This window comes from Halobacillus litoralis, from assembly GCF_009856355.1.
Lineage (GTDB): Bacteria > Bacillota > Bacilli > Bacillales > Halobacillaceae > Halobacillus > Halobacillus litoralis_B.
The window spans coordinates 370132-393446 of sequence record NZ_WMEW01000001.1 but is presented as its reverse complement, the minus strand read 5'-3'; the positions used below and the strand labels follow the sequence as shown (position 1 = coordinate 393446).

Here is a 23315-nt window from a genome sequence, read left to right as displayed (position 1 = left end):
TGGCGGCCACCTCTTTCTTAAATGGTCAGTTAAGTCCATCATATACTCCTGCATACATGGATTCAATCTTTAACAGGCTGAAAACTTCGAATTACGAAATATCCTGATCTCTTCTGTCCACTTTGATCAAATCCCATGTCGTAACGATTCCCATAGGAAGCTCATCCGGCTGCCCTGTTTCAGTCAGAATGACAGCTTTCAATTTCTTATTCTCATTCAGGCTGGTTTCAAACCTTTCCTCTAAATCAAACACAGAGGCTGTTGTGGAAAGAAACTGCACGTTGGCGTGTTTTTCACACGCAAGGACATCGGAGGCTTCAGCATGAAGTAAAGAAATATCTCCATTGTCTGCCCTCTGAGCCAGGAAGCGGACAATGCCATCATTGGTAAGCAGACCGGAGAAGCAGCGGGTTTCATCATAGATGGGAAATTGGGAGATCCCATGCTGTCCGAACGCTTCCATGATGTGAAGCAGGTTTGTATCCGTCTTGAAGAAAAGGACCGGCCGTGTGGCGAAAGTCAAGGCTTCAGGCGGTTGTTCCAACGTCTTTTTTATGCTCTTCAAATGATGGACAACATCTTCATGAGGGGTGGCAATATAATAATCGCCGCTGATCCGTTCATGGACAATGGCGTTTCTTAATTTGGCGTACTGTTTCAGCTGGTCAAAATGAACACGAACGACGCTGTGCTTCAGTTTAGAATGCTGCAGCAGCTCTACGAAATTGTCATTTTTAGGGAATCCGTTCAGTTCCTTCAGGTGCTGATGGATTTGATTGAAGGTTATTTCAAACTCTTCTACAAGATCATGCATGCCAATCACCTTTTTTAGAATTTACCCTTAGTATTTCTGATTTCCCGGGCATCAATTCCTGATATGATCAAGTAATAAAAAAGTTAAAGAAATTTTTGTCGAAGCCGATAATAATAGGTAGAATAAAGAACGAGTCATGGCGTCCTACAACTTTCGGCATGTTTCGAAGTAAAAACGTGCTTTAAATAGAACGAAAACAGGAAGTATGCTATACTCGTATTACATAGAAAGAAGGTGAGAATATGATCGGTGAACGCATACAGAAAATACGTAAAGACCGACATATGTCGCTGTCAGAACTGGCGGAGAGAGCAGGGGTCGCAAAGTCTTATTTAAGCTCAATCGAGCGGAACATCCAGACGAATCCATCGATACAATTTTTGACAAAAATTTCCCAGGAGCTCGATGTTACCATTAATTTTCTCCTTCACGGTGAATCCGAACCGATGGATGAAACCTTGGATGAGGACTGGATGACACTTGTCCAGGAAGCCATGAATTCGGGGATATCCAAAGAGCAGTTCCGTGAGTTTTTGGAGTTTAACAAATGGAGAATCCATCAGAATAAATGAAAACCTGACTAAATGCGATTCAGTCAGGTTTTTTCTTGAGATCACTCAATTTTCTACTAGATGCGGAAATTTATTTTTTACGTAGGACATGCTGATTTCCAGGCTTTCCATGGGTGTCCGGCGGCTCTCATCCTGTTCGACCACCCACCATTTCACACCATTCTTTTCACCGAGGGTGAAAATGGTATCCAAATCGACGCCTCCGGTTCCCAGTTCTGCAAAAAACTGCTCCTCATCGAGGGTCATATCCTTCAGATGGATGAGAGGAGTGCGTCCCTGATAGCGGTCGATCCAGGCTGCAGGATCCCCGCCGGCTTTCTGGATCCAGTAAATATCAAATTCCGCCTGGACTTCCGCTTCTCCGGTTTCCTGAAGTATTTTTTCCAATGGGAGTGTTCCGTCCGGAAGTGGAGTCAATTCAAAGTCGTGATTATGGTAGCACAGCGTTATGCCATGATCACGGCAGATGGCACTGATTCTTTTCAAATCCTCAATCAAAACCTCGTAATCCTCAGGCTCACGATTCTCAATATAAGGACAGACAATATAAGGACAACCGATGATTTGGTGCTCTTCAATCACCTGGCTGAGGTTTTCTTTCAGCTGCTCAAGTGGTACGTGACTGGAGGCTGCTTTCAGACCCAGCTCGTCCAGGAGCGCTTTTACTTTTTCCGGAGAAAGCCCGCCGAACCCTGCGAACTCGACCCCGTGGAAGCCTAATTCCGCTACTTTTCTTACCGTTCCTTCAAAATCTCTTTCTGTTTCATTCCTTAAGGTGTAAAGCTGGACAGCAAATGGTATTGTGGTCATGGTTTATTCCCCTTTCTTTATCATAGACAAATTAGCGTTTCAGACGGCAGAATCCTTCCAAAAATGAAAAATCATTAAACGGAACCGTAATATCGATCGCCGGTCCCCGTTGATTTATAAGAAAGAGCTGTTCGTCTTCCGTTGAAGAATTCCTTATACTACAACCAACAGAAAGGAGTGAATCAGGTGAAAACCGTTGAACATACCTTGAAATCGCTGAATGGATTTCGTTCTCTCTGCTGGAGCTGCAAGCGGGAGCTGTTGGAAGAAGAGGTGGTTTTAAAACAGGACGCTCACGTTTCTATACCCTTATGTTTTGATTGTTATAACATGGCGGGGAATGACTTTGCTGAGTGACACATTCCTCCATGTGGGGAATAGGATAGTTTAGAAAAGGTGAGGTGAATAGAAATGCCTGTATCCGTCGTCTTTAACCAGATTGCTGTCAATTCCTTAAGTGAAAATGGCCTGATCTCTACGGGGCAGAATAACCAGCCGGACTGGTCATGGCAGGGGAAGAACAACAATGCAGCAGGTCTTCCAGTAGGCTTCTTCATTGCTACCAACAATGTGAACACGATTTTTGATAATGACTTCACAGATACTCCAATCAACAACCCTACGGTCAATAACCCTCAACCAAACGTTCAAGTCTAGGAGGAGACGCGTATCGACATCCGCTTTGACTCCATTTATGTCAATCAGATTGTGGAGAACTCAGGCATCTTCGTTGGACCGAATAACCAGTCAAACTGGAGCAGCCATGAAAAACAGAATGCCGCGCTCGGCAGCGTGATTGGAGACGGCAACATTCTTTCCTGTAACATCAATGTGGTGTACGACAATGATCATATTGATATGCCTGTCACCAGTTATAGTTCAGAGCATGAAAAAAAAGAGAAGCCCGGGAACTATTCAGCTTCCTGAGCCTCTCTCATTTTTTCTTCCATCATTTTTTGGAGCCATTCCGGCAGCTCTGTGTCTTGTTCCCTGGACATGAAATCCAGAAGCGCGGAGTCACTGAGGATGGACCTTAGTTCCTCCAGTGTATTTCCATCCCCGTGTATGGTTCCGAATCCTTGATTGAGTTTCTGATGCCCTTCAAAACCAGTCGGGACATTATTCCCCATATTTAAGCAGGAAGCATTTTCAATCGTTCCGATTCGGATACTTCCGATGAAAAAATTCGGTGATAAATAAGCCATCCTACTCCTCCTTGGAAGGGAAGGTGAATTTCAAACCATCATTGGTCTGCCTGAGCCTCGGAGCGGAAGAATCCTTCGGCTTCACATGAACACCGAAGTTATTCCCCAGGTTCAAGGCACCGCTCAGCTCCTCGATATCCAATTGATCAAGCTGAAAGGTCAGCTGTTCCAGGGAAGGTTCTTTGATCGTTACATGATCAATATGGATATGGTATTCGATCGGACGCCCCTTTACCTGCTGCAGGGCTGCTTTTAATTCTTCGATCTGCTTTTCCAGGTTCTGCGTTTTCTTATTGGAATGCCGCCGCTTTCGTGAAAAAAACATAACGGTTAGTCCCCATCGGCAGAAGGACGTTTCATAATGAGATGTTTATTGTGGAGGAGGGAGTTGCGGTGGCCCACGACTTTTCCGTTCCCTTCAAACACACGGGCGTGTGCCTTGAAGCCGGACTGGAAGTTCGTACCCTGGAAAACTCCTGAGGATTTGGAGACCTGATGGATCGACAGCTGATCAAATTGGATGCGGCACATGAAATCACCTCCTATGACTAATGTATGAAAGGGAAAGATAAGCATGATGGACTTTATGAAATGGTTCAATCCAGCCGGCGGTGATCAAGGCAGCTGGAACGGCCCTGTACCGAACTGGATGAATGGGGATAAGATGAATGATTTTCTACAGCAGTCGATGAAGGAAGCTTTGTCTTCCACCCCTTTTCACCATGAATTACAGATGCAGCAGGAGAAAGGACAGGAAGAGGTGAAGGTCGTTGAGTTAATGAATGAAGTAGTGGTTACGATTGCTCTCCGTCATCCTGTGGATCCAGATGCAGTCAGGCTTAGTGTCGGCAGCGGATATTTATATGTGGAAGGGTTGGAGGCCGGCCGGATGACCATTAAACTGCCGGCGGCGACGAGCAGAAGGAACGTATACGCCCAGTACCGGGAAGGTGTAATTGAAGTTCGTCTCCAGAAAAAACAGACAGATGAAAAGGAAATCTTCCTGCACTATTGATCCTCAAATATGACCTTCATTTCCTTACGATGCGCACGCTTGAAAATGGTGATGATCAACAGTCCCTCTTTATAGGAAGTGACCACATCCTCGAAGGCAAAATGGAACGGGATCGGGATGACTCTCTTGAATTTGCCCTTCATTCGTTCGTTGTGATGAAGCTCTTCTAAAGGAACGGGATAATGAGGGGTGATTTCACCTTGAAGAAGGAGATGTGTACCCTGCTGGGAAAGATGGAGTGGATCGTCTTTACTGAACCCGGGGAGTTCAACGACGACAACCCCCTGATCCTTGGTCTCAAATAAATCATACGATGGTCCACGTTTGGGAATGACGTGGTGCATATCATTCCAGAAGTCTTCTCCCAGAACCTTTTCAACATTTTCAGAGAAAGCTTCCCAGTTGATGGAATTGTTCTTTTTCTTCATATCGCTCACCTCATTTCATTAGTTTATGTAGCGGACAGGCTTCACATAACCGCATCGGTGACTGATTATTGAAAGCGCTGTCCGTTTCAGGAATTATTTGAAAAATAGTGTTGTTTTTAAATCGGGTGCATGTTATGATTTAATCAACTCAAGTGGTCATTGGATTTTATGCAAACGTATTCACGTGAATATGAAGCACTCTTCTTTTCATTCAATGGACAAGCCGGTGAGCTTTTTTTAATACCATTTGTGCAAACGTATGCACGTGATTTTGCACAGACGGGCCGGAAATTCTATTTTTTTCATGTGGTATGTAAGCGGATTCAGTGATTAATAGAAAATAGGGGTGGATGTAATGAAAAAGAACAAACTTTATTCGGGTTTTGCTACCGCTGTACTTGCTTCAACTGTCGCTCTTGCAGGCTGTTCCTTCGGTTCTGACAGCAGCGGGGACTCAGGATCCTCTGATAGTGCATCCGGTGATCAGACAACTGTAGATATCTTTCAATTCAAAGTAGAGTTTAAGGATCAATTTGAAGAATTAGTTTCCATGTATGAAGAAGAAAATCCTGACGTGAATATCAATGTCAAAACGGTTGGGGGAGGAAATGATTACGGAGCTTCCCTGAAAACATCCTTCTCCTCCGGCGAAGAGCCTGACATCTTCAACGTTGGAGGCCCGACGGATGTAGATGAATACGAGCAGTACCTTGCCGACCTGTCGGATACAGAAGCCGCTGGAGCCGCTTTGGATGGAACGTTGACAGGCGTATCCCGTGACGATCAGGTACTTGGACTTCCATTCAACCAGGAAGGCTACGGCATGCTTTATAACAAGGAAGTATTTGAAGAGGCCGGCATCAACGCTGAGGAAATCACAACGTTTGATGCGTTCGAAGAAGCTTTGGAAACGCTGGATTCCCAAAAGGATGAGCTTGGAATTGAAGCGCCGATAGCCTTCGCTGCCAAAGAAAAGTGGGTACTTGGTAACCACCTTTCCAATGCATACTTAGCGGATGAGTTCAATCACAGTGTGACAGAAGCTTATGAAGCGGATACGGTTGAATTCCAAATGGGTGATCAAATGAAACGCTTTACGGATCTTCAGAAAGAATACTCCGTCCAGCCTGTATTGAGTCTCGATTATTCCCAGCAGGTGGAAGAAAACTTCTCCCTCGGCAAAGTAGCTATGATTCAGCAGGGGAACTGGGTTTACAACACGGTTGAATCCATGGATGAGGAATTCGCTCAGAACAACGTAGGCATCCTGCCAATTCCAGTGGAAGGTTATGAAGGCAGTATCCCTGTCGGCGTACCAAACTACTGGGTTGTCAACAAAGAGTCTGAAGATGAAGTGGTTCAGGCAAGTAAAGACTTCCTTGATTGGATGTACACATCTGAAGAAGGTAAGAAATTCGTAACAGAAGAGTTCAAGTTCATCCCTGCTTACGAAGGCTACGAGGATCTTGAAATTGCCGATCCGATTTCCCAGCAGATCTACGAGTACGCAAGTGAAGGCAGCACACTTGGATGGGTCTTCCTCGGCGCTCCTACAGGCTGGACAGAAGACGCTATGGGTGTAGCAATGCAGGAATACATTGCCGGTGATATCACTTGGGAAGAAGTGGAGCAGAGAGCAACAGAAGCCTGGGAGAAAGCCCGTCAGTAAATGGATCACAGGAACCGGCGGCGGCTGTGCCGCTGCCGGACCTATAAAACTCTCCTCTATTAGGATATTTGCAGGAGTAAGTATGTTAATAGATGGGATGTTTTGGTCCTATTCTTTTATGAAATCGATACCATAACCAGCGGCATCTACCGCATCATGTATTGGAGGAGTTGTACATGCAGAACCGCAGCTTATCATTCTGGCTGTTTTTGACACCAGTAATCCTTGGATTGGGGATTGTCGTCGTCATTCCATTCTTCTACGGACTATTCTATTCATTTACAGACTGGAATGGAATATCGGCTACAGCTTTTATCGGGTTGGAGAACTACATCAACCTGTTTCAGGAAAGTGAATTTCTGGATTCCATCTGGTTTACTGTGAAGTTTGCCCTTATTACTGTCGTCCTGCTCAACATTATGGGTCTGGGTCTGGCCCTGCTTGTAACACGGAACATTAAATCAAGCAGCCTTCTGCGGACCGTCTTCTTTATGCCGAACTTGATCGGTGGATTGATCCTCGGTTTCATCTGGCAGTTTATATTCATCAGCGTGTTTGGGGATATCGCCGGCATCACCGGCATTGAAGGCTTCAACGGCTGGCTGTCTACGACAAATACCGGTTTCTGGGGTCTTGTTATTCTGACGGCCTGGCAGATGGCTGGTTATATTATGATCATCTACATTGCTTATCTTGAAAACATTCCGAAAGAATTGATTGAAGCAGCGAAAATTGATGGAGCAAGCAGTTTCCAGCGTTTTAAGAACATTACGTTCCCACTTGTGGCCCCGGCTTTTACAGTAAGTATGTTCCTGACATTGTCCATGGCCTTCAAGATCTACGACCAGAACTTGTCTCTCACCAACGGTGGACCGTTCAACTCCACGCAGATGGTGGCGATGGAAATTGTCCGGACAGCTTTCTCTGACAACGATATGGCTTATGCCCAGGCGAAAGCGGTTATTTTCTTCCTGATCGTCGCTGTGATTGCATTGACTCAAGTGTATTACAACAAGAAGCGGGAGGTTGAGATGTAATGAAGAAGAACAAGGAAAGAAGAAATTTACTATCCATAGAAATTCTCGGCCTTCTGCTCGGATTGATCTGGATCTCGCCTTTTTACCTGATGATTGTCAACGCGTTCAAAACGAAGCGGGATATTTTCAGCGGGGTTCTCGGATTTCCGAGTGAACCGGTTTTTGAAAACTTTGTCGAGGCGTTTATTGATCTTGAATTTTTGAAATCCCTGTTCAACTCATTAATGATCACAGGGTTGAGTATTGCGATCATCATCCTGTTCTCATCGATGGCTGGTTATGCGCTGGCGAGGAACAAGAGTAAGCTGAGCAGTGTCATCTTCTTCATCTTTGTTGCTGCGATGCTGATTCCGTTCCAGTCGGTCATGATCCCGCTTGTATCTATTTTTGGACAGGCAGACATGCTGAATGCCGGTGGATTGATCTTCATGTATCTGGGATTTGGGTGCAGTCTTTCCATCTTCCTCTATCACGGAGCAATGACCGGGGTATCGAAATCGCTGGATGAAGCGGCCATCATTGATGGAGCGAACCGCTTCCAGACGTTCTGGTACATCATTTTCCCGCTGCTTAAACCGATTTCCGTTACGGTGGCGATTCTGAATGTCATCTGGATCTGGAACGACTACCTGCTTCCATCCCTTGTCCTTAACGAATCCAATGCAACCATTCCGTTGAAGATGTTCTATTTCTTCGGTCAGTATACCAAGCAGTGGCACCTGGCGCTGGCTGGACTTACCATTGCCATCCTGCCGGTCATCATCGGATACTTCTTCGCACAGAAGCAGATTATCAATGGTGTATCAGAAGGTGCTGTTAAATAAAAGAAGAAGGGAGGTAGATGAACGTGTCCGTAACAATCAAGGATGTTGCCAAAAAGGCCAATGTCGCGCCATCTACCGTATCCCGTGTCATCTCGGATAGTCCGAGAATCAGTGAAAAAACGAAGCGGAAAGTCCGGAAAGTCATGGACGAGCTCGGATATCATCTGAACTATAACGGCCGTGTCCTTGTAAGCCAGTCCACGCAGACCATCGGCATTGTAACGAAGGTTTCCTCTGATCATTTTTTCGAAAATCCGTTCTTCTCTGAATTGTTAAGGGGAATCAGTGATGCCTGCCATGAACGGGATTACAGCATGTACCTGACAACGGGGAATACAGAGGAAGCCATTTTTCAGGAAGTCGTCAAAATGGTGCAGGGAAAACGGGTGGACGGTGTGCTCGTTCTTTACTCCAGGGAAGATGATCGAGTCGTTCCGTTTTTAAGAGAGTCCAGCTTTCCTTTTGTTGTCCTCGGAAAGCCTGTCGATCGACCGGGAGAAACGATGTATGTAGACAATGACAACGTACAGGCCAGTAAGGAAGTGACCCGGTACCTGATTGAACTTGGTCACGAAAGAATCGGATATGTCGGAGGAAACTCCCAGTTTGAAGTCGCCCGTGACCGGTTAGAAGGATACCGTGCAGCGATGAAAGACCACAGTCTTCCCATTGATGAAGAATGGCTGAAGAATGTGCCGGCAGAAAAGCAGGATCCAGACCAGGTGGCAGAGCAGCTTCTCGGTCTTGAAAAAAAGCCGACGGCTCTGATTTTTACCGATGAATATAATGCCCTCACGGTCATGCGGTCTTTGTCACGCAGGGGAGCATCCATACCAGAGCAGATCAGCATCGCTGCCTTCAACAATACCGTTGTTTCAAGACTCGCTGATCCGCCGCTGACGACAGTGGATACGCAGGCGATTCAGCTGGGACATGAATCTGCGTCCAGTTTAATCGACCTGTTAAAGCGTCCGGATATGGTGAAGAAAAGCATGATTATTCCAACACGGATCATCGAACGGGATTCCTCCCGGAGGCTGGAGCCTGAAAGCCGGGTGGAAATCTGATCCATAGAAATAGAAACAGATAAAGGAAAAGGAGATGGAAAGAATGAATGTACTAGTATGGAATGAATACCGACACGAAAAAGAAAATCAAGTCGTTGCTGATGTGTATCCCGACGGCATTCACGGAGCGATCGCGGAATTCCTCGGGGAAGATCATGTTCAGGTGAAAACCGCCACGCTTGATGAAGAAGAGCATGGCTTGACGGATGAAGTGCTGGCAGAAACCGATGTCCTCGTATGGTGGGGCCATAAAGCCCATGACGAAGTACAGGATGAGATTGCTGAGAAGGTGAAGCAGCGTGTCCTTGACGGTATGGGACTTGTCGTTCTTCATTCCGGTCACTTTTCCAAGCCGTTTAAGAAATTGATGGGGACCACTTGTGATTTGAAGTGGCGGGAAGCTGATGAGAAGGAACGTCTATGGGTCGTCGATCCCACCCACCCGATCGCTGATGGAATCGGGGAATACATCGAACTGGAAAAGGAAGAGATGTACGGGGAGCACTTTGATATTCCGGCTCCGGATGAGCTTGTATTCCTCAGCTGGTTCGAAGGCGGCGAGGTGTTCCGAAGCGGCGCGACGTTCAAACGCGGACGTGGAAAGATCTTTTATTTCCGCCCGGGCCATGAAACGTATCCAACCTATTACAACAAAGAAATACAAAAAGTCATCCGTAACGGTGTGAACTATGTCCGTAACGCCGACACACCGAAGCCGGTGTATGGAAACGCCCAGCCTTTAGAAAATATTACGAGTCAATCATAAAGGAGCTGTAACGATGACAATGTTGAGAGTTGCTGTAATCGGATGTGGCAGTATCGCGCAGAACCGCCACCTGCTGGAATATGAAGCCAATGAAAACGTGGAGATTAAAGCCGTCTGTGATATCGCTGAGGAACGGGCGCGGAAAGTAGGACAGCTGTATGGTGCTGTGGTCTATACGGATTATGAAGAACTGCTGGAGAAAGAAGAGATTGATGCGGTCAGCGTCTGCCTGCCGAACTACCTGCATGCACCTGTCTCCATCGCGGCCTTGAACAAAGGGGCCCATGTGCTTTGTGAAAAGCCGATGGCCACTTCAAGAGAAGAAGCTGAAGACATGATCGCTGCGGCAGAAAAGAATGGGAAGAAACTGATGATTGCCCACAACCAGCGCTTTGTACCGTCCCACCAGAAAGCCAGGGAGTTGATTGCGTCCGGCAGCATCGGTAAAGTATACAGCTTCCGTACGACCTTCGGACATGGAGGTCCGGAAGGCTGGAGTGCGGAAGGCGAGGACAGCTGGTTCTTTAAAAAAGATCAGGCTTTCATCGGTGCCATGGGAGATTTAGGTGTACATAAAGCCGATCTTCTCCGCTATATCCTTGGTCAGGAATTTGTGGAAGCGGCCGGCTTTGTAGAAAACAATGCGAAAAAAGACATCACTGTAGACGACAATGCCGTCTGCATTCTCCGCTCAGAAAACGGAATCGTCGGTACGATGACTGCCAGCTGGGCCTACAACACACATGAAGATAACAGCACAGTCATTTACGGAGAAAAGGGAACGCTCCGTCTGGAGGATGATCCGACATACTCCCTGATTGCCCAGTACACGAACGGGGATATCGTGAATTATCAGCTCGGAAAAATCCAGTCCAATGATGAAGGCGGTCAGACGAATACGCAGGTCATCGACCATTTTGTAGACAGCATCCTGAATGACACGGAACCCTTGATTACAGGGGAAGAAGGTTTGAAGTCACTGGAGTTGATTCTGGCAGCACTCCGTTCAGGAGAAACGAAAGAAATCAGCCGTATTGAGCGTGTTCTTCCATGACACGGCTGCGGATGGGCATCATTGGAGCAGGGGGAATTGCCCAGGGGCGGCATATTCCCTCTTTCCTTGAATTGAGCGGGAAAGTAGAACTGACCGCCGTTCAGGATGTGAACCGTGACCGGGCGGAAGAAGTGGCGGAGACGTTCGATATCCCTTACGTCTTTTCTTATTATAAAGATATGTTTCAGGAAGTGGATGCTGTAACGATCTGTACACCGAACAAGTTTCATGCGGAGATTGCGACGGCCGCCCTGGAAGCCGGCGTACACGTGCTCTGTGAAAAACCGATGGCCATGACCACAGCAGAGGGAGAAGCGATGGTCGAAGCGGCAGAGCGGAATAACTGCATCCTTGACATTGCCTACCACTACCGTTTTACTCCAGAAGCGCAGCTGGCGAAGAAAGTGTTGATAAACAATGAAATTGGAGAGCCCTTTGTGACGAGAGTCCAGGCGATGCGCCGCCGGAAAGTTCCCGGCTGGGGCGTATTCACAAATAAGGACCTCCAGGGCGGAGGGAGTCTGATTGACTTCGGCTGCCACCTGCTCGATCTTGCGCTCTGGCTTCTGGATGATCCGGAACCGGTAGAAGTGACAGGCCGGACCTATGACCGGCTGAGTAAGACGCCGGGCCTCGTGAACGACTGGGGAAGCTTCGATCATGAAAGCTTTAACGTAGATGATCATGTAACGAGCTATATAACGTTTGAAAATGGTGAGTCGCTGCAGTTTGAGTGCTCCTGGGCAGCGAATATCAAAGAAGATCATACCACCCTGACCATCTCAGGTACAGAAGGTGGTTTGAGTGTCTATCCGTTTGAACTTTACCAGGCGAAATACGGCGCCTTGTTCGACAGTTCAGCTAAAATCCGTGAAGGAGAACCTGAAGTGGGGGTTGTTCAGGCGGAGAATTTCATTGATGCGTGCCTCGGTCAGTCAGAGCTGATTGTCAAACCGGAGCAGGCACTGAAAGTCACCAGACTGATGGAAGCGATCTATGAAAGCAGTCAGACCGGAACAAGTGTTAAAATCAATAAAAGAGCGGAGGATGCTGAATGAAACTAGGAGTTTTTACTGTCCTTTTTTCCGATAAATCGTTCGAAGACATGCTCGACCACGCGAAAGAATCCGGCTTGAAAGCCGTTGAAATCGGGACAGGGGGCTATCCAGGCAATGCCCATTGTAACCTGGACGAACTGCTCGAAAGTGAAGACAAGCGGAAGGAATACCTGCAGAAAGTCCATGACAGAGGTTTGACAATCAGTGCTTTCAGCTGTCACGGCAACCCGATTTCTCCTGACCAGGCGTTTGCGGAGGAATGTCATGAAACCTTTGTGAAAACCGTCAAACTGGCAGGATTGATGGACGTACCTGTCGTCAATACCTTTTCCGGTACGCCTGGAGGCCATGAAAATGACACAGCTCCGAACTGGCCGGTGACTCCATGGCCGCCGGAGTATTCCGATATTTTGGAATGGCAGTGGGACAAGAAGCTGATTCCATATTGGAAAGAGCAGGCACAGCTGGCTGAGAAGCATGGTGTGAAAATCGGTCTTGAACTGCATGCCGGCTTTCTCGTCCATACCCCTTACACGATGCTGAAGCTCCGTGAAGCTGCGGGAGAAGCGATCGGTGCCAACCTTGACCCGAGTCACTTATGGTGGCAGGGGATTGATCCGGTAGCAGCCATTAAGATTCTGGGACGGGAGCAGGCCATTCACCACTTCCACGCCAAGGATACGTACATTGATCAGGAAAACGTAAACATGTATGGGCTGACGGATATGCAGAATTACGCAGCCGTTCAAACAAGAGCATGGAGTTTCCGGTCTGTCGGCTACGGCCATGGCACGAAGGAATGGTCCGATATCATCAGTGCTCTACGGACCTTCGGATATGATCATGTCGTCAGTATTGAACACGAAGATCCGATCATGTCCATCCAGGAAGGGTTCCAGGCTGCAGTGAAGAATTTGAAAGATGTAATGATTGAGGAACCGGCAACAGACATGTGGTGGGCCTGACGGCTGACTGTCATGAATAAATAAAGCCGCTGGAAAGGGGAAAAAACGATGGAACAGACATCAGGAGTAAGAGGAGGACTTTATGCCGTAAGTGAATGGATCAGCCGGCTGGCGCTGGCCAACCTGTCCTGGACATTCTTCAACCTTCCCGTGGGACTGCTGCTGTTGAGTTTGCTGTACAGCACCGGGGCCCGGGATCTATGGTATCTGCTTCCGCCACTGATGATTCTGCTGCCCGTCGTTTTCTTTCCGGCAACGACTGCGTTGTTTGCCCAGGCACGCGAGTGGGTCCGTAAAGATGAAGAGAAAGCATCCCGGCGTTCTTATTGGAGCTATTACAAGGAAAATTATAAAACGAGTGCGGCGGCCGGGACGTTCCTCACGGTTTTGTGGGGACTGCTTGTGGCGGATCTGTACTATTTCTCTGCTGGGAACCAGCTTCTGATGAACGTTTTCCTTGTGCTCGGCATTCTATTATTCGTCTATACCATCAACTGTTTTTCTATTATGGTTCACTATGATATGAAAGCCCGGCAGGTGATGAAGCAGGCGCTGCTGATTACCATTACAAGTCCTGTTCTGTTTGTGGCTGTTGCGGTAAGTGCAGGGTTTATGCTGATGGTCAGCTTGTATATTTTCCCGCTGATCATCCCGATTTTTACAGGTTCCATCATTGCGTTTCTATCATTTTCCGCCTTTTACCGGGTGTACAGGAAACTAAATACAGAGGACTGACCCGGATGCCGCCATCCGGGTTTTCTTTTTTTCCTGTAGCATCTGTTATAGCTTGGTGTTGTTATTTAACATGTGAGCTCAGATCACCCCTTTCTGTCACGGGATTTGGATGAGGCGGCCTTGGGAATGACTCCCTTTCCGTGGGGTACCGTGAGCCTCCTCAGGCAGCGCCTTCCGGGGTCTCACGATGTACCTTCATCCCACTGGAGTTCCGCCATTCCCAAGGCCGCCTCTGCAAAGAAGGGTAGTTAGAAAGCATATAACTGAAGTCCGTTACACCACTACGAAAGGGATGGCAGGGAAAACAGGTAGACTCCTGCGGGAAAAGGAACAAGGGGAGACCCCGGAGAACGAAGTTCGAGGAGGCTCATCGTTCCCCGCGGAAAGCGGACGGTTTTCCCTGCCATCCCATGCTCTGAGTAAACAACGGACCGGCCCCCTGATTCCAGATGGAGACGATTTTGTAACCGTTTAAAATATCAACAACAGATTTTAACAGAGCTTTCCTGTAAGGTAAAATGGAGGAAGGAATACAAGGGTTCATATCAAACCATAAAGCGGAGGGATAGCATGAAGATTAGGAAACTGGAAAGCTCCGAATATGACCGGGTTCTTTCTTTCACGCATCAAATGATTTATGAAGGAACCATGCGTACGATCAAGGTGGGGCAGGAGCAGGCGAAAACATTCGTCCAGCCGGTTCTTGATGAAGGGGGAACGTACATCATCGCAGAGAACGATCAGGGGCAGCTGCTTGGCTGGCTGCTGTCGGGTGAAAAAAGCGATACCTTTTCCGGAGAGACGTTCGGATTCATCTATGAGTTGTTTGTTCTTCCGGAATTCAGAGGCCGGGAGATCGGTCGTGCCCTTATGGAAGAGGGGATCAGCCGTCTGCAGCAGCAGTACCGGGAAATCCGCTTAAGCGTCTATGCGGGGAATGACGCGTCGAATCTTTATGAATCGCTCGGTTTTCAGAAGAAGACCATAACGATGAGCCTTACGAAAGAAGAGAAAGGAAATGGGTAAGCCGATTTTCTTCCGCCCTATGACAGCTCAGGAGAAAAAGGGATGGAACAAAGGCATTTATGTCGGCTTTTATACGTACCTGATTGTTCTGTTTATCAACTTCTCTTACGAAACCTTTGCTTCCGGCTCCCTGTTTTCCGCACAGACATTATTCTGGTCGGGAATCGCCGCCGCTTTCATAACCGAACTGATCTATGTGTTTGTGCAGAAACGGAGACACTCACAGGCCGATCATACATAAAAAAATGATCCAGGAAATCGAAATCGACTTCCTGGATTAGGATTGTATCTTTTTAAGAAAGCGGTTACAATTTATGTAGTGACTAGTGAATAGATGAAGTAAAAAGAAATGCGGTGATTCAGGGTGCCCCAGCAGATTAAGATTGGTAAACTGGCTGTCCTGGCCGCCTCTTTGACAGAAGAAGAACTGTCCGGGTTTGCCGACCATTTCAATCAGGTCCGCTGCTGTCAGGGAAAGGCTGGATCCATGGACGTTCAGAAAATTATTGCTGCTGTAGAAACGGCAGCGAAACGCAACGGGATCATCAAGGAAAATGTCTACAGGGAAACCCATGCGCTTTATCATGCGATTCTCGAAGGACTGCACGGTGTCACCCGGGGGCAGATCGGCGTAGGCACGATGATGCGCACAGTAGGACTCCGGTTTTCAGTCGTCCGCGGACGCCCCTATGACCACCCGGGAGAAGGGGAATGGCTGGCTGTTGCGTTTTACGGGACAATCGGAGCTCCCGTAAAAGGTTTGGAGCACGAGACATGTGGCCTTGGTATCAATCATATATAAAAGAATAGGTGGCCTGTAGTCATTAGATGAAAGAAGGCGGCAATGGTAGGGATTTCGTGCCATTGCCGCCTTTTTTTAAGCCGATCCACCGGAACGATGGGAGAAGTCTGAAAGGGGGATGGCTATGGTCGAATTAGACGGAGATCATCTGACACTGGAGGAAATGGAGAGGATCTGTGTACACAACGAACAGGTTCGTGTGGCTCAGGGCAGTCTGATCCGTGTACGTGTGGGAAGAGAGACAGTAGAAAAGATTGTTGCGGACGGTCACACCGTTTACGGAATCAATACAGGCTTTGGGAAGCTGAGTGACGTCAGGATTGCCGCTGAAGACGTCGATGCCCTGCAGCGGCATTTAATCCGGTCGCATGCCTGCGGGGTTGGGGAGCCTTTTCCGGAAGTGATCAGCCGGGCGATGCTTGTGCTCAGGCTCAATACCTTGTTAAAAGGGGTTTCAGGGGTCCGGGAAGTCGTGATTCAACGGCTTCAGCTGTTGATTAATGAAGGCATTCATCCCGTTATTCCTTCGCAGGGCTCCCTCGGCGCTTCCGGGGATCTCGCCCCTCTTGCCCATTTAGCCCTGGTCATTATGGGGGAAGGCGACGTATGTATTCGAGGAAAACAACGGGCAGCAGCGGATGTTTATGCCGAATTATCGATTCCGCCGTTGTCCTTAAAAGCGAAGGAAGGGCTGGCGTTAATCAATGGAACCCAGGCCATGACAGCTGTCGGTGTCATGACCTGGCTTCGGGCCAGGAAATTAGCCGTGCAGTGCGACTGGACGGCAGCCGTTACCCTGCAGGCGCTTGAAGGGATCCGTGATGCCTTTCATCCGAGTATTCATTCAGCAAGAGGCTATCCGGAGCAGGAGGCTGTTGCTGAGCGCATCCGGCACCTGACGGATGGAAGCCAGCTGATGACTTATCAAGGAGAGAAGCGGGTGCAGGACGCCTATTCGTTACGGTGCATCCCCCAGGTCCACGGAGCTACATGGCAGACCCTTCGTTATGTAAAAGAAAAGCTGACCATCGAGATGAACGCAGCTACGGATAATCCGCTCCTTCTTGAAGGAGGGAGCGTCGTTGTATCCGGAGGGAATTTTCATGGGCAGCCCATTGCATTGGCCATGGACTTCTTAAAAATCGGGCTGTGTGAGCTGGCTTCCATTTCAGAACGGAGGATTGAACGGCTCGTCAACCCGCAGTTGAATGATCTTCCCGCTTTTTTAAGTCCGGATCCGGGGCTTCAGTCAGGGTTCATGATTGTTCAGTATGTGGCTGCTTCGCTGGTGTCGGAAAATAAAACACTCGCTCATCCCGCCAGTGTGGATTCCATTCCTTCCTCCGCCAACCAGGAGGATCACGTCAGTATGGGGACGACGGCGGCCCGCCATGCGGCTCTTATCCTTGAAAATGCCGAAAAGGTTGCGGCCATCGAGATGATCTGCGGCCTGCAGGCGCTTGAATGGCGCGGCATCGACCGGGCGTCACCGCTGACGAAGAAGCTGTGGCAGAAAGCACGGACGGTGGTTGCACCGCTGACTAAAGACAGAGTCCTTGCTGCAGATATTGAAAAAATGACAGCATGGATGACTTCCTGTTCGTTTGACTGGGAGGAGTGGCGGTCGATTCACGAAGGAGGAGATACTTATGTCGACAAGCCGTATCATTAAAGCTAAAACAGGACAGACGCTTGAGTGCAGGGGATGGGAGCAGGAAGCCGTGCTGCGTATGCTTTCCAACAATCTTGATCCAGAGGTGGCGGAAAAGCCGGAGGAACTGATCGTCTACGGCGGAATCGGGCGGGCAGCGAGAAACTGGGCGGCGTTTGATGCAATCGTATCCGTGTTGAAGCGGCTGGAAAATGACGAGACGCTGCTTATCCAATCCGGCAAGCCGGTCGGTGTTTTCCGCACCCACCCGGCAGCCCCGCGCGTCCTGCTCTCGAATTCCGTCCTCGTTCCGAAATGGGCGGACTGGGCCCATTTTCACGACTTGGACAAAAAAGGATTGATGATGTATGGACAGATGACCGCAGGAAGCTGGATTTATATCGGCTCCCAGGGAATTCTGCAGGGAACCTATGAAACGTTTGCTTCTCTGGCTGCCAAGCACTTTGATGGCTCATTAAAAGGGACCATCACCTTGACTGCAGGACTCGGCGGCATGGGAGGTGCCCAGCCGCTGGCCGTCACGATGAACGGCGGCGTCGTCATTGCTGTAGAAGTCGATCAGGAGCGGATTTCAAAAAGGCTTTCATCCGGGTACTGTGACAGACAGGCCGCCAGCCTGAAGGAAGCCCTGCACTGGGCAGAGCAGGCGAAGCAGCAGGGGGAAGCACTGTCCATTGCCTGTGGCGGTCACGCCGAAGACATTCATAAACAAATACTGGATCTGGGGGTTCCGATCGATATTGTTACGGATCAGACCTCTGCCCATGACCCACTGAACGGGTACATCCCGACAGAACTTTCAACAGCCGAGGCGGATGAGTTAAGGAAGCAGAACCCGGAATTATACGTGGAAAAGGCCACCTGTTCCATGGCGGAACATGTCCGGACCATGCTGGAGTTTCAGAAACGCGGCAGCATTGTCTTTGATTATGGCAACAATCTGCGGCAGGTGGCTTATGATGCCGGGGTCAAAGACGCGTTTGCCTATCCCGGCTTTGTTCCTGCTTATATCCGGCCGCTTTTCTGCGAAGGAAAAGGACCGTTCCGCTGGGCTGCCTTATCCGGGGATCCGGAAGACATTTACCGCACCGATCAGCTCGTGGGCGAACTCTTTCCCGATCAAAAGCCCCTCCTCCGCTGGATAGAAAAGGCACAGGAGAAGATTCAATTTCAAGGTCTCCCCTCGAGGATCTGCTGGCTCGGGTACGGGGAGCGGCTGAAGATGGGACTTGGGATCAATGAACTCGTTCGAACTGGAGAATTAAAAGCACCGGTCGTCATCGGGCGTGATCATCTTGACTGCGGTTCCGTAGCTTCGCCCAACCGAGAGACAGAAGCGATGAAGGACGGCAGTGATGCGGTCGGAGACTGGGCGGTATTGAATGCGTTGATCAATACGGCTGCCGGTGGCTCGTGGATATCCTTCCATCACGGGGGCGGAGTCGGGATGGGCTATTCGCTTCATGCCGGTATGGTGGCCGTAGCTGACGGAACAGACCTCGCAGAAGAACGGCTGAAACGGGTATTGACGACAGACCCCGGCATGGGCATCCTGCGCCATGCAGATGCCGGCTACGAAAAGGCTGAGCAGGAAGCCCGAAAGCACAATCTCGATATTCCAATGCTGGAGAGGGGGAAGTGTGATGGATGATCAAATCATTGAAAACATCGGCTGCCTCCTCCTTCCAAACGCGGGTCCTCTGAAGGGGGAGGCGATGAAGGAGCTGCCCGTCCGTCATCAGGCAGCCCTCGCTGTAAAGGGAGAGCAGGTCGTCTGGACAGGGTCTACCGAAGAGGCGCAGACCCGTAAGGCTCATCAACGGTTCAATGCAGAAGGGAAAGTCGTATCGCCGGGATTAGTCGATCCACACACCCACCTCGTTTTCGGAGGATCAAGAGAAGAGGAACTGGCTCTTAAACAGGCGGGGACGGCTTATCTGGATATTTTGAAAAGGGGTGGCGGCATCCTTTCGACAGTAAGGGCGACCCGGCAGGCGGATGAACAATTCTTGTTTGAGAAAGCCCGGTCGTTTGCGGGGCGTATGGCGGCCTATGGCGTCACTACGCTGGAAGCGAAAAGCGGCTACGGATTGGATGAAGAAACAGAGCTGAAGCAGCTGTCTGTCATTGACCGGCTCAACAACGAGGGCCTGCTCGACATCGCAGCCACCTTCCTCGGACCTCATGCCATCCCCCCGGAGTTTAAGGGGCGGGAGGACGTATTCCTTGATCAGATGATCGATCTTCTTCCGGTTATGAAAGGAAAAACGTCGGCGGCTTTTACGGATATATTCTGTGAGACGGGGGTTTTTACGACCGAACAGGCCGCCCGGTTCATGGAGGCATCGCAGCGGCACGGGTTTCAGGTGAAAATCCATGCCGATGAAATTGACCCGCTCGGGGGTACAGAACTGGCTGTTCAATACGGGGCTGTATCGGCCGATCATCTTGTGGCGGCATCTGCTGAAGGCATCCAACAACTGGCAGCGTCCGACACGATGGCCGTCCTGCTTCCAGGAACGACATTCTATTTAGGAAAAGATACGTATGCGGATGCCCGGCGGATGATCCAGGCCGGGGCGGCGGTGGCACTGGCGACGGATTTCAACCCGGGCAGCTGTGTTACCCATAACCTGCAGATGATCATGGCGCTGGCCGCCTTGAAAATGAAGATGACCCCGGAAGAAATCTGGAATGCTGTCACGGTCAATGCCTCTCATGCCATCGGCATGGAGAAAACAGCCGGAAGAATAACAGTAGGCGGGCAGGCAGACCTTGTTTTGTGGGACATTCCGAATTATAAGTACCTTCCTTATCATTATGGTGTGAATCATGCCCGTGCGGTATGGAAGCGGGGACGGTTGATCTGGGAAAGGAGGGAGGCAGATGTCTTTCCGATATCTTAGCCCGGGTCCGCAGCGGGTGTTCAAAGACCGATTTACGACGAAGGTGGATGAAAAGAAACAATGGTTTGAACAAGGAAGGACGGGAGAAATCGGTCTGCTGGGGCTCCCATACTCGAAATCCTCCATCTCTGTCTCCCAGGCGTCGGAAGCCCCGCAGAGCATCCGCCGGGCCCTTGGGTTTTATACGACGTATTCCCTAGAAAAGGATCATGACTTTACCGATGTGACGATGCTTGACTTTGGCGATGCCGGGGTTCATCCGACAGATTTAGAGAGGACGACAAAGCAGCTGCAGGAAAGTGTGAAGGAGATGCTGGATGCAGAAGCCTGCTCCCGTTACATCCTCCTCGGAGGAGACCACGGGGTCAGTTTTCCTTCCATCTCTGCTTTTCATGAAAGGATGGGCCGGGTCGGAGTGCTTCAATGGGACGCTCATCATGACGTCAGGAACACGAAAGACGGGGGGCGGACGAACGGCACCCCTTTCCGCAGCCTGCTCGAATCCGGTGCTCTAAAGGGGGAGGATCTGGTTCAAATCGGCATACGGGATTATTCCAATGCGAAAGAATATGGAGATTACTGTGCCCGCCAAGGGGTGACGGTTTATACCATGGCAGACGTAGAGGCAGGAGACATAACATCCATTGTTAAAAAAGAAATACAGCGGCTGAAGCAGCAGGTGGACGTCATCTATTTATCTGTTGATATGGATGTCGTGGATCAGGCCTTTGCTCCCGGCTGTCCGGCGATCGGTCCGGGTGGGTTAACGTCACGGGAACTGCTGCTGAGTGTACAGGCTGCGTCCTGTGATCCTATCGTCAAAGCCATGGATATCGTCGAAGTCGATCCCTCCAAGGACTTCCGTGATATGACAAGCCGTCTGGCCGCTCATGTCATGATGCGGTACATGTTTCAATAAAAGAGGATGAGCCAAAAGCAGGACCTGACCAGGTGCTGCTTTTGAGCTGTCCATCGTTCATGGAAATGGCCGCGCTCCGCTTATCGGTGGATGCTTGCCGCGGGCACGGCTTCAGCTAACTTGGACAGGAAGGCCGCCTGTCCAAGTGGATCTTCAACTCGTGCTGTTCCCGCAGGCGTCACCACCGAATGCTCCTCGTGACCTGCCGAATGAAGAGTTGGAAAGAGGGGGGATCTCAGGCAGAGAACCTCAGATGGAAAAGGCCGCGCTCCGCTTATCGGTGGATGCTTGCTGCGGGCACGGCTTCAGCTAACTTGGACAGGAAGGCCGCCTGTCCAAGTGGATCTTCAACTCGTGCTGTTCCCGCAGGCGTCACCACCGAATGCTCCTCGCGACCTGCCGAACGAAGAGTTGGAAAGACGGAGGATTTCAGGCAGAGAACCTCAGATGGTTACGGATCGAAATAGGAGATTCCTCTCCAATACTCCGTTTGGGAATATTGGAGAAGGCTCTCAGATTGTTGGAAGGTGTGCAGCCTCTCCCTAAGGATCCTTGATCTCTACTTGTTTAACCAATGATCATCTGTTCTTTTGGATAGCGGTACACATCCTGAATGTTCCGGCGTCTTAGAATGAACAGGAAGGAGAAGATTCCGATTCGTCCAATGAACATCAGACCGATGATGATCAGCTTACCGGCTGTTCCAAGCTCCGGGGTGATCCCCATGGACAGGCCGGTGGTCCCAAAGGCTGAGCAGGCTTCAAAAATCACTTCCATTAAAGCAAACTGCGGTTCGTAATAATTCAGCATCACAATCGCCGCGCCGGTAATTGTAATCGCAGTTGTAATGACGATAAAGGAGCGGAATATATCATCCTCATGAATTTCCCTGCGGAATATACGCACATGATTTTTCCCCCGTGCATACGAAAAGATGGTCAGCACCATAATCGCAAAGGTCGTCGTCCGAATCCCTCCTCCGACACTACTTGGAGAAGCTCCAATAAACATCAGCACACAGATGACCAGGAGTGTCGGCGTTGAAAACTCAGCCACATCCATCGTTGCGAGTCCTCCGTTACGTGTTGTGACCGATTGGAACAGGGCGTAAAAGAGAGACTCATGCCAGCTTTTCCCTGCAAAAAAGTGATGGCGGTCAAACGCATAGATAAGCAGCGCTCCGAAAAGCACGAGCAGGCCGAAAGTTACAGAGGTCAGCTTTGTAAATAAGGAGAAGTGGAACAGATCCTTTCTAGACCGGGTGACATAATCCTTGATTTCGATCAATACAGGAAAACCGATAGCTCCAAGCGTCAACAGCAGCATCGTGACGATTTGGACGAAATAGTCGTCCTGAAACATGACGAGTGAAGAACCGGTGATATCGAACCCCGCATTCGTTGTGGCACTCACAGAGGCGAAGGCTCCTTGAATGAAGGCCTCCTCCCAGCTCGGAAAATACGATGTATAGTGAAGACCGAGAATGACCGCTCCGATCAATTCAATGAGCAGAACCATCAGGAGGATCTGGCGGATCAGCTGAACCATCCCTGCAAAGGTGGACCGGTTTTGATCAGTCTTGATCAACTGACGCCGCTTCAATCCGATTTTCTGCCCGAGCAGCATCCAGATGAACGTGCCGAGTGTCATCACACCGATGCCTCCGAACTGCAGGACAAACATGAGCACGAAATAGCCTGCTGTGTTAAAGGTTCCCGGTGTGGAAATGACACCGAGTCCTGTCACACTCACCGCGCTGACGGCTGTGAATAAGCTGTCGATCAAGCTTACGTCTGCTCCTTCTTTATGAAGGAAAGGAAGACTGATCAGCAGTGTAGAGACGAGGGCGGCGGAAAAGTAGAAGAAGACGATGATCTGAAAGGGGGAAAGACGATTGAAAAAACGGCTGATTCGGGTCTGGTTCATCGGTGTCATCCCTTTCTGCTTCCTTTAATGTAAGGTCTTATAAAG

27 protein-coding genes are annotated in these 23315 nt (G+C 49.5%); 20 read left to right on the top strand and 7 right to left on the bottom strand.

What is annotated here, in order from left to right; genetic code table 11:
• Positions 1 to 91: 91 nt before the first annotated feature.
• A complete protein-coding gene (locus GLV97_RS01790) occupies positions 92 to 814 on the bottom strand; it encodes a CBS domain-containing protein (protein ID WP_160888855.1) in 723 nt (240 codons plus the stop codon).
• A 242-nt stretch (positions 815 to 1056) separates the two neighbouring features.
• Between GLV97_RS01790 and GLV97_RS01785 the strand changes: the two genes are divergently transcribed.
• The gene (locus GLV97_RS01785) at positions 1057 to 1386 is read left to right on the top strand and encodes a helix-turn-helix domain-containing protein (protein WP_160836735.1); all 330 of its coding nucleotides are present in this window, start codon (positions 1057 to 1059) and stop codon (positions 1384 to 1386) included.
• 45 nt (positions 1387 to 1431) lie between these two features.
• Here the strand turns inward: GLV97_RS01785 and GLV97_RS01780 are convergent, their stop codons facing one another.
• A complete protein-coding gene (locus tag GLV97_RS01780) occupies positions 1432 to 2196 on the bottom strand; it encodes a sugar phosphate isomerase/epimerase family protein (protein ID WP_160836733.1) in 765 nt (254 codons plus the stop codon).
• 411 nt (positions 2197 to 2607) lie between these two features.
• On the opposite strand from GLV97_RS01780, the gene GLV97_RS01775 reads away from it, so the two are divergent.
• Together GLV97_RS01775 and GLV97_RS01770 are read left to right on the top strand one after the other, a co-directional pair.
• Entirely contained in the window at positions 2608 to 2853 is a 246-nt protein-coding gene (locus GLV97_RS01775) for a hypothetical protein (protein WP_160836729.1), read from the top strand.
• A 51-nt stretch (positions 2854 to 2904) separates the two neighbouring features.
• On the top strand, positions 2905 to 3123 hold the full coding sequence (locus GLV97_RS01770) for a hypothetical protein (RefSeq protein WP_160836727.1): 219 nt from the start codon (positions 2905 to 2907) through the stop codon (positions 3121 to 3123).
• Here GLV97_RS01770 and GLV97_RS01765 read toward each other — a convergent pair.
• Genes GLV97_RS01765 through GLV97_RS01755 form a run of 3 tightly spaced genes read right to left on the bottom strand, consistent with a single transcriptional unit; the run spans position 3108 to position 3932 of the window.
• Complete coding sequence (locus GLV97_RS01765; RefSeq protein ID WP_160836725.1) at positions 3108 to 3401, bottom strand: hypothetical protein; 294 nt, start codon at positions 3399 to 3401, stop codon at positions 3108 to 3110. The genes GLV97_RS01770 and GLV97_RS01765 overlap by 16 nt on opposite strands.
• 1 nt (position 3402) lies before the next feature.
• A complete protein-coding gene (locus GLV97_RS01760) occupies positions 3403 to 3726 on the bottom strand; it encodes a hypothetical protein (protein ID WP_160888854.1) in 324 nt (107 codons plus the stop codon).
• 5 nt (positions 3727 to 3731) lie between these two features.
• Entirely contained in the window at positions 3732 to 3932 is a 201-nt protein-coding gene (locus GLV97_RS01755) for a hypothetical protein (protein WP_160840874.1), read from the bottom strand.
• 43 nt (positions 3933 to 3975) lie between these two features.
• On the opposite strand from GLV97_RS01755, the gene GLV97_RS01750 reads away from it, so the two are divergent.
• Positions 3976 to 4416: an Hsp20/alpha crystallin family protein gene (locus GLV97_RS01750; RefSeq protein WP_160888853.1), complete on the top strand. Its 441-nt coding sequence runs from the start codon at positions 3976 to 3978 to the stop codon at positions 4414 to 4416.
• Here GLV97_RS01750 and GLV97_RS01745 read toward each other — a convergent pair.
• The gene (locus GLV97_RS01745) at positions 4410 to 4844 is read right to left on the bottom strand and encodes an Hsp20/alpha crystallin family protein (protein ID WP_160888852.1); all 435 of its coding nucleotides are present in this window, start codon (positions 4842 to 4844) and stop codon (positions 4410 to 4412) included. The two genes, GLV97_RS01750 and GLV97_RS01745, sit on opposite strands and share 7 nt — an antisense overlap.
• A gap of 355 nt (positions 4845 to 5199) precedes the next feature.
• On the opposite strand from GLV97_RS01745, the gene GLV97_RS01740 reads away from it, so the two are divergent.
• From GLV97_RS01740 to hutG, 16 genes are all read left to right on the top strand, one after another.
• Positions 5200 to 6513, top strand: a complete 1314-nt coding sequence (locus GLV97_RS01740) for an ABC transporter substrate-binding protein (RefSeq protein WP_160836715.1) — start codon at positions 5200 to 5202, stop codon at positions 6511 to 6513.
• A 176-nt stretch (positions 6514 to 6689) separates the two neighbouring features.
• Positions 6690 to 7550, top strand: coding sequence for a carbohydrate ABC transporter permease (locus tag GLV97_RS01735; RefSeq protein WP_160836713.1), 861 nt, complete (start codon positions 6690 to 6692; stop codon positions 7548 to 7550).
• Positions 7550 to 8374 (top strand): carbohydrate ABC transporter permease, encoded by an 825-nt coding sequence (locus tag GLV97_RS01730; RefSeq protein WP_160836711.1) that lies wholly within the window; start codon positions 7550 to 7552, stop codon positions 8372 to 8374. Before GLV97_RS01735 ends, GLV97_RS01730 begins: the two co-directional genes overlap by 1 nt.
• Before the next feature lie 17 nt (positions 8375 to 8391).
• Positions 8392 to 9441, top strand: coding sequence for a LacI family DNA-binding transcriptional regulator (locus GLV97_RS01725; protein WP_202409688.1), 1050 nt, complete (start codon positions 8392 to 8394; stop codon positions 9439 to 9441).
• A gap of 43 nt (positions 9442 to 9484) precedes the next feature.
• Positions 9485 to 10207 (top strand): ThuA domain-containing protein, encoded by a 723-nt coding sequence (locus GLV97_RS01720; protein ID WP_160836707.1) that lies wholly within the window; start codon positions 9485 to 9487, stop codon positions 10205 to 10207.
• Between the two features lie 13 nt (positions 10208 to 10220).
• Complete coding sequence (locus GLV97_RS01715; RefSeq protein ID WP_160836705.1) at positions 10221 to 11261, top strand: Gfo/Idh/MocA family protein; 1041 nt, start codon at positions 10221 to 10223, stop codon at positions 11259 to 11261.
• Positions 11258 to 12319 carry a Gfo/Idh/MocA family protein gene (locus tag GLV97_RS01710; RefSeq protein WP_160836703.1) on the top strand — a complete coding sequence of 354 codons (1062 nt, stop codon included), beginning with the start codon at positions 11258 to 11260 and terminating at the stop codon, positions 12317 to 12319. The genes GLV97_RS01715 and GLV97_RS01710 overlap by 4 nt, the downstream gene beginning before the upstream one ends.
• On the top strand, positions 12316 to 13284 hold the full coding sequence (locus tag GLV97_RS01705) for a sugar phosphate isomerase/epimerase family protein (RefSeq protein ID WP_160836701.1): 969 nt from the start codon (positions 12316 to 12318) through the stop codon (positions 13282 to 13284). Before GLV97_RS01710 ends, GLV97_RS01705 begins: the two co-directional genes overlap by 4 nt.
• Positions 13285 to 13332: 48 nt before the next feature.
• The gene (locus GLV97_RS01700; RefSeq protein WP_160836699.1) at positions 13333 to 14019 is read left to right on the top strand and encodes a YesL family protein; all 687 of its coding nucleotides are present in this window, start codon (positions 13333 to 13335) and stop codon (positions 14017 to 14019) included.
• A gap of 570 nt (positions 14020 to 14589) precedes the next feature.
• Positions 14590 to 15045 carry a GNAT family N-acetyltransferase gene (locus GLV97_RS01695; protein WP_160836697.1) on the top strand — a complete coding sequence of 152 codons (456 nt, stop codon included), beginning with the start codon at positions 14590 to 14592 and terminating at the stop codon, positions 15043 to 15045.
• Positions 15038 to 15286, top strand: coding sequence for a hypothetical protein (locus GLV97_RS01690; protein ID WP_160836695.1), 249 nt, complete (start codon positions 15038 to 15040; stop codon positions 15284 to 15286). Before GLV97_RS01695 ends, GLV97_RS01690 begins: the two co-directional genes overlap by 8 nt.
• Positions 15287 to 15409: 123 nt before the next feature.
• Positions 15410 to 15847, top strand: coding sequence for a hut operon transcriptional regulator HutP (gene hutP, locus GLV97_RS01685; protein ID WP_160836693.1), 438 nt, complete (start codon positions 15410 to 15412; stop codon positions 15845 to 15847).
• A 124-nt stretch (positions 15848 to 15971) separates the two neighbouring features.
• Positions 15972 to 17519, top strand: coding sequence for a histidine ammonia-lyase (hutH, locus tag GLV97_RS01680; protein WP_160888851.1), 1548 nt, complete (start codon positions 15972 to 15974; stop codon positions 17517 to 17519).
• The gene (gene hutU, locus GLV97_RS01675) at positions 17497 to 19170 is read left to right on the top strand and encodes a urocanate hydratase (protein ID WP_160888850.1); all 1674 of its coding nucleotides are present in this window, start codon (positions 17497 to 17499) and stop codon (positions 19168 to 19170) included. Before hutH ends, hutU begins: the two co-directional genes overlap by 23 nt.
• Entirely contained in the window at positions 19163 to 20425 is a 1263-nt protein-coding gene (gene hutI / locus GLV97_RS01670) for an imidazolonepropionase (RefSeq protein WP_160888849.1), read from the top strand. Before hutU ends, hutI begins: the two co-directional genes overlap by 8 nt.
• Positions 20406 to 21344: a formimidoylglutamase gene (gene hutG, locus GLV97_RS01665; protein ID WP_160836685.1), complete on the top strand. Its 939-nt coding sequence runs from the start codon at positions 20406 to 20408 to the stop codon at positions 21342 to 21344. Before hutI ends, hutG begins: the two co-directional genes overlap by 20 nt.
• 567 nt (positions 21345 to 21911) lie before the next feature.
• Here hutG and GLV97_RS01660 read toward each other — a convergent pair.
• The gene (locus GLV97_RS01660) at positions 21912 to 23270 is read right to left on the bottom strand and encodes a TrkH family potassium uptake protein (RefSeq protein WP_237418543.1); all 1359 of its coding nucleotides are present in this window, start codon (positions 23268 to 23270) and stop codon (positions 21912 to 21914) included.
• Between the last annotated feature and the right edge of the window lie 45 nt (positions 23271 to 23315).

Bases quoted from the DNA above. Each gene is read 5' to 3' on its own strand.
- GLV97_RS01790 (WP_160888855.1), bottom strand. From the start codon at position 814: ATGCATGATCTTGTAGAAGAGTTTGAAATAACCTTCAATCAAATCCAT.
- GLV97_RS01785 (WP_160836735.1), top strand. From the start codon at position 1,057: ATGATCGGTGAACGCATACAGAAAATACGTAAAGACCGACATATGTCG.
- GLV97_RS01780 (WP_160836733.1), bottom strand. From the start codon at position 2,196: ATGACCACAATACCATTTGCTGTCCAGCTTTACACCTTAAGGAATGAA.
- GLV97_RS01775 (WP_160836729.1), top strand. From the start codon at position 2,608: ATGCCTGTATCCGTCGTCTTTAACCAGATTGCTGTCAATTCCTTAAGT.
- GLV97_RS01765 (WP_160836725.1), bottom strand. From the start codon at position 3,401: ATGGCTTATTTATCACCGAATTTTTTCATCGGAAGTATCCGAATCGGA.
- GLV97_RS01760 (WP_160888854.1), bottom strand. From the start codon at position 3,726: ATGTTTTTTTCACGAAAGCGGCGGCATTCCAATAAGAAAACGCAGAAC.
- GLV97_RS01755 (WP_160840874.1), bottom strand. From the start codon at position 3,932: ATGTGCCGCATCCAATTTGATCAGCTGTCGATCCATCAGGTCTCCAAA.
- GLV97_RS01750 (WP_160888853.1), top strand. From the start codon at position 3,976: ATGATGGACTTTATGAAATGGTTCAATCCAGCCGGCGGTGATCAAGGC.
- GLV97_RS01745 (WP_160888852.1), bottom strand. From the start codon at position 4,844: ATGAAGAAAAAGAACAATTCCATCAACTGGGAAGCTTTCTCTGAAAAT.
- GLV97_RS01740 (WP_160836715.1), top strand. From the start codon at position 5,200: ATGAAAAAGAACAAACTTTATTCGGGTTTTGCTACCGCTGTACTTGCT.
- GLV97_RS01735 (WP_160836713.1), top strand. From the start codon at position 6,690: ATGCAGAACCGCAGCTTATCATTCTGGCTGTTTTTGACACCAGTAATC.
- GLV97_RS01730 (WP_160836711.1), top strand. From the start codon at position 7,550: ATGAAGAAGAACAAGGAAAGAAGAAATTTACTATCCATAGAAATTCTC.
- GLV97_RS01725 (WP_202409688.1), top strand. From the start codon at position 8,392: ATGAACGTGTCCGTAACAATCAAGGATGTTGCCAAAAAGGCCAATGTC.
- GLV97_RS01720 (WP_160836707.1), top strand. From the start codon at position 9,485: ATGAATGTACTAGTATGGAATGAATACCGACACGAAAAAGAAAATCAA.
- GLV97_RS01715 (WP_160836705.1), top strand. From the start codon at position 10,221: ATGACAATGTTGAGAGTTGCTGTAATCGGATGTGGCAGTATCGCGCAG.
- GLV97_RS01710 (WP_160836703.1), top strand. From the start codon at position 11,258: ATGACACGGCTGCGGATGGGCATCATTGGAGCAGGGGGAATTGCCCAG.
- GLV97_RS01705 (WP_160836701.1), top strand. From the start codon at position 12,316: ATGAAACTAGGAGTTTTTACTGTCCTTTTTTCCGATAAATCGTTCGAA.
- GLV97_RS01700 (WP_160836699.1), top strand. From the start codon at position 13,333: ATGGAACAGACATCAGGAGTAAGAGGAGGACTTTATGCCGTAAGTGAA.
- GLV97_RS01695 (WP_160836697.1), top strand. From the start codon at position 14,590: ATGAAGATTAGGAAACTGGAAAGCTCCGAATATGACCGGGTTCTTTCT.
- GLV97_RS01690 (WP_160836695.1), top strand. From the start codon at position 15,038: ATGGGTAAGCCGATTTTCTTCCGCCCTATGACAGCTCAGGAGAAAAAG.
- hutH (WP_160888851.1), top strand. From the start codon at position 15,972: ATGGTCGAATTAGACGGAGATCATCTGACACTGGAGGAAATGGAGAGG.
- hutU (WP_160888850.1), top strand. From the start codon at position 17,497: ATGTCGACAAGCCGTATCATTAAAGCTAAAACAGGACAGACGCTTGAG.
- hutI (WP_160888849.1), top strand. From the start codon at position 19,163: ATGGATGATCAAATCATTGAAAACATCGGCTGCCTCCTCCTTCCAAAC.
- hutG (WP_160836685.1), top strand. From the start codon at position 20,406: ATGTCTTTCCGATATCTTAGCCCGGGTCCGCAGCGGGTGTTCAAAGAC.
- GLV97_RS01660 (WP_237418543.1), bottom strand. From the start codon at position 23,270: ATGAACCAGACCCGAATCAGCCGTTTTTTCAATCGTCTTTCCCCCTTT.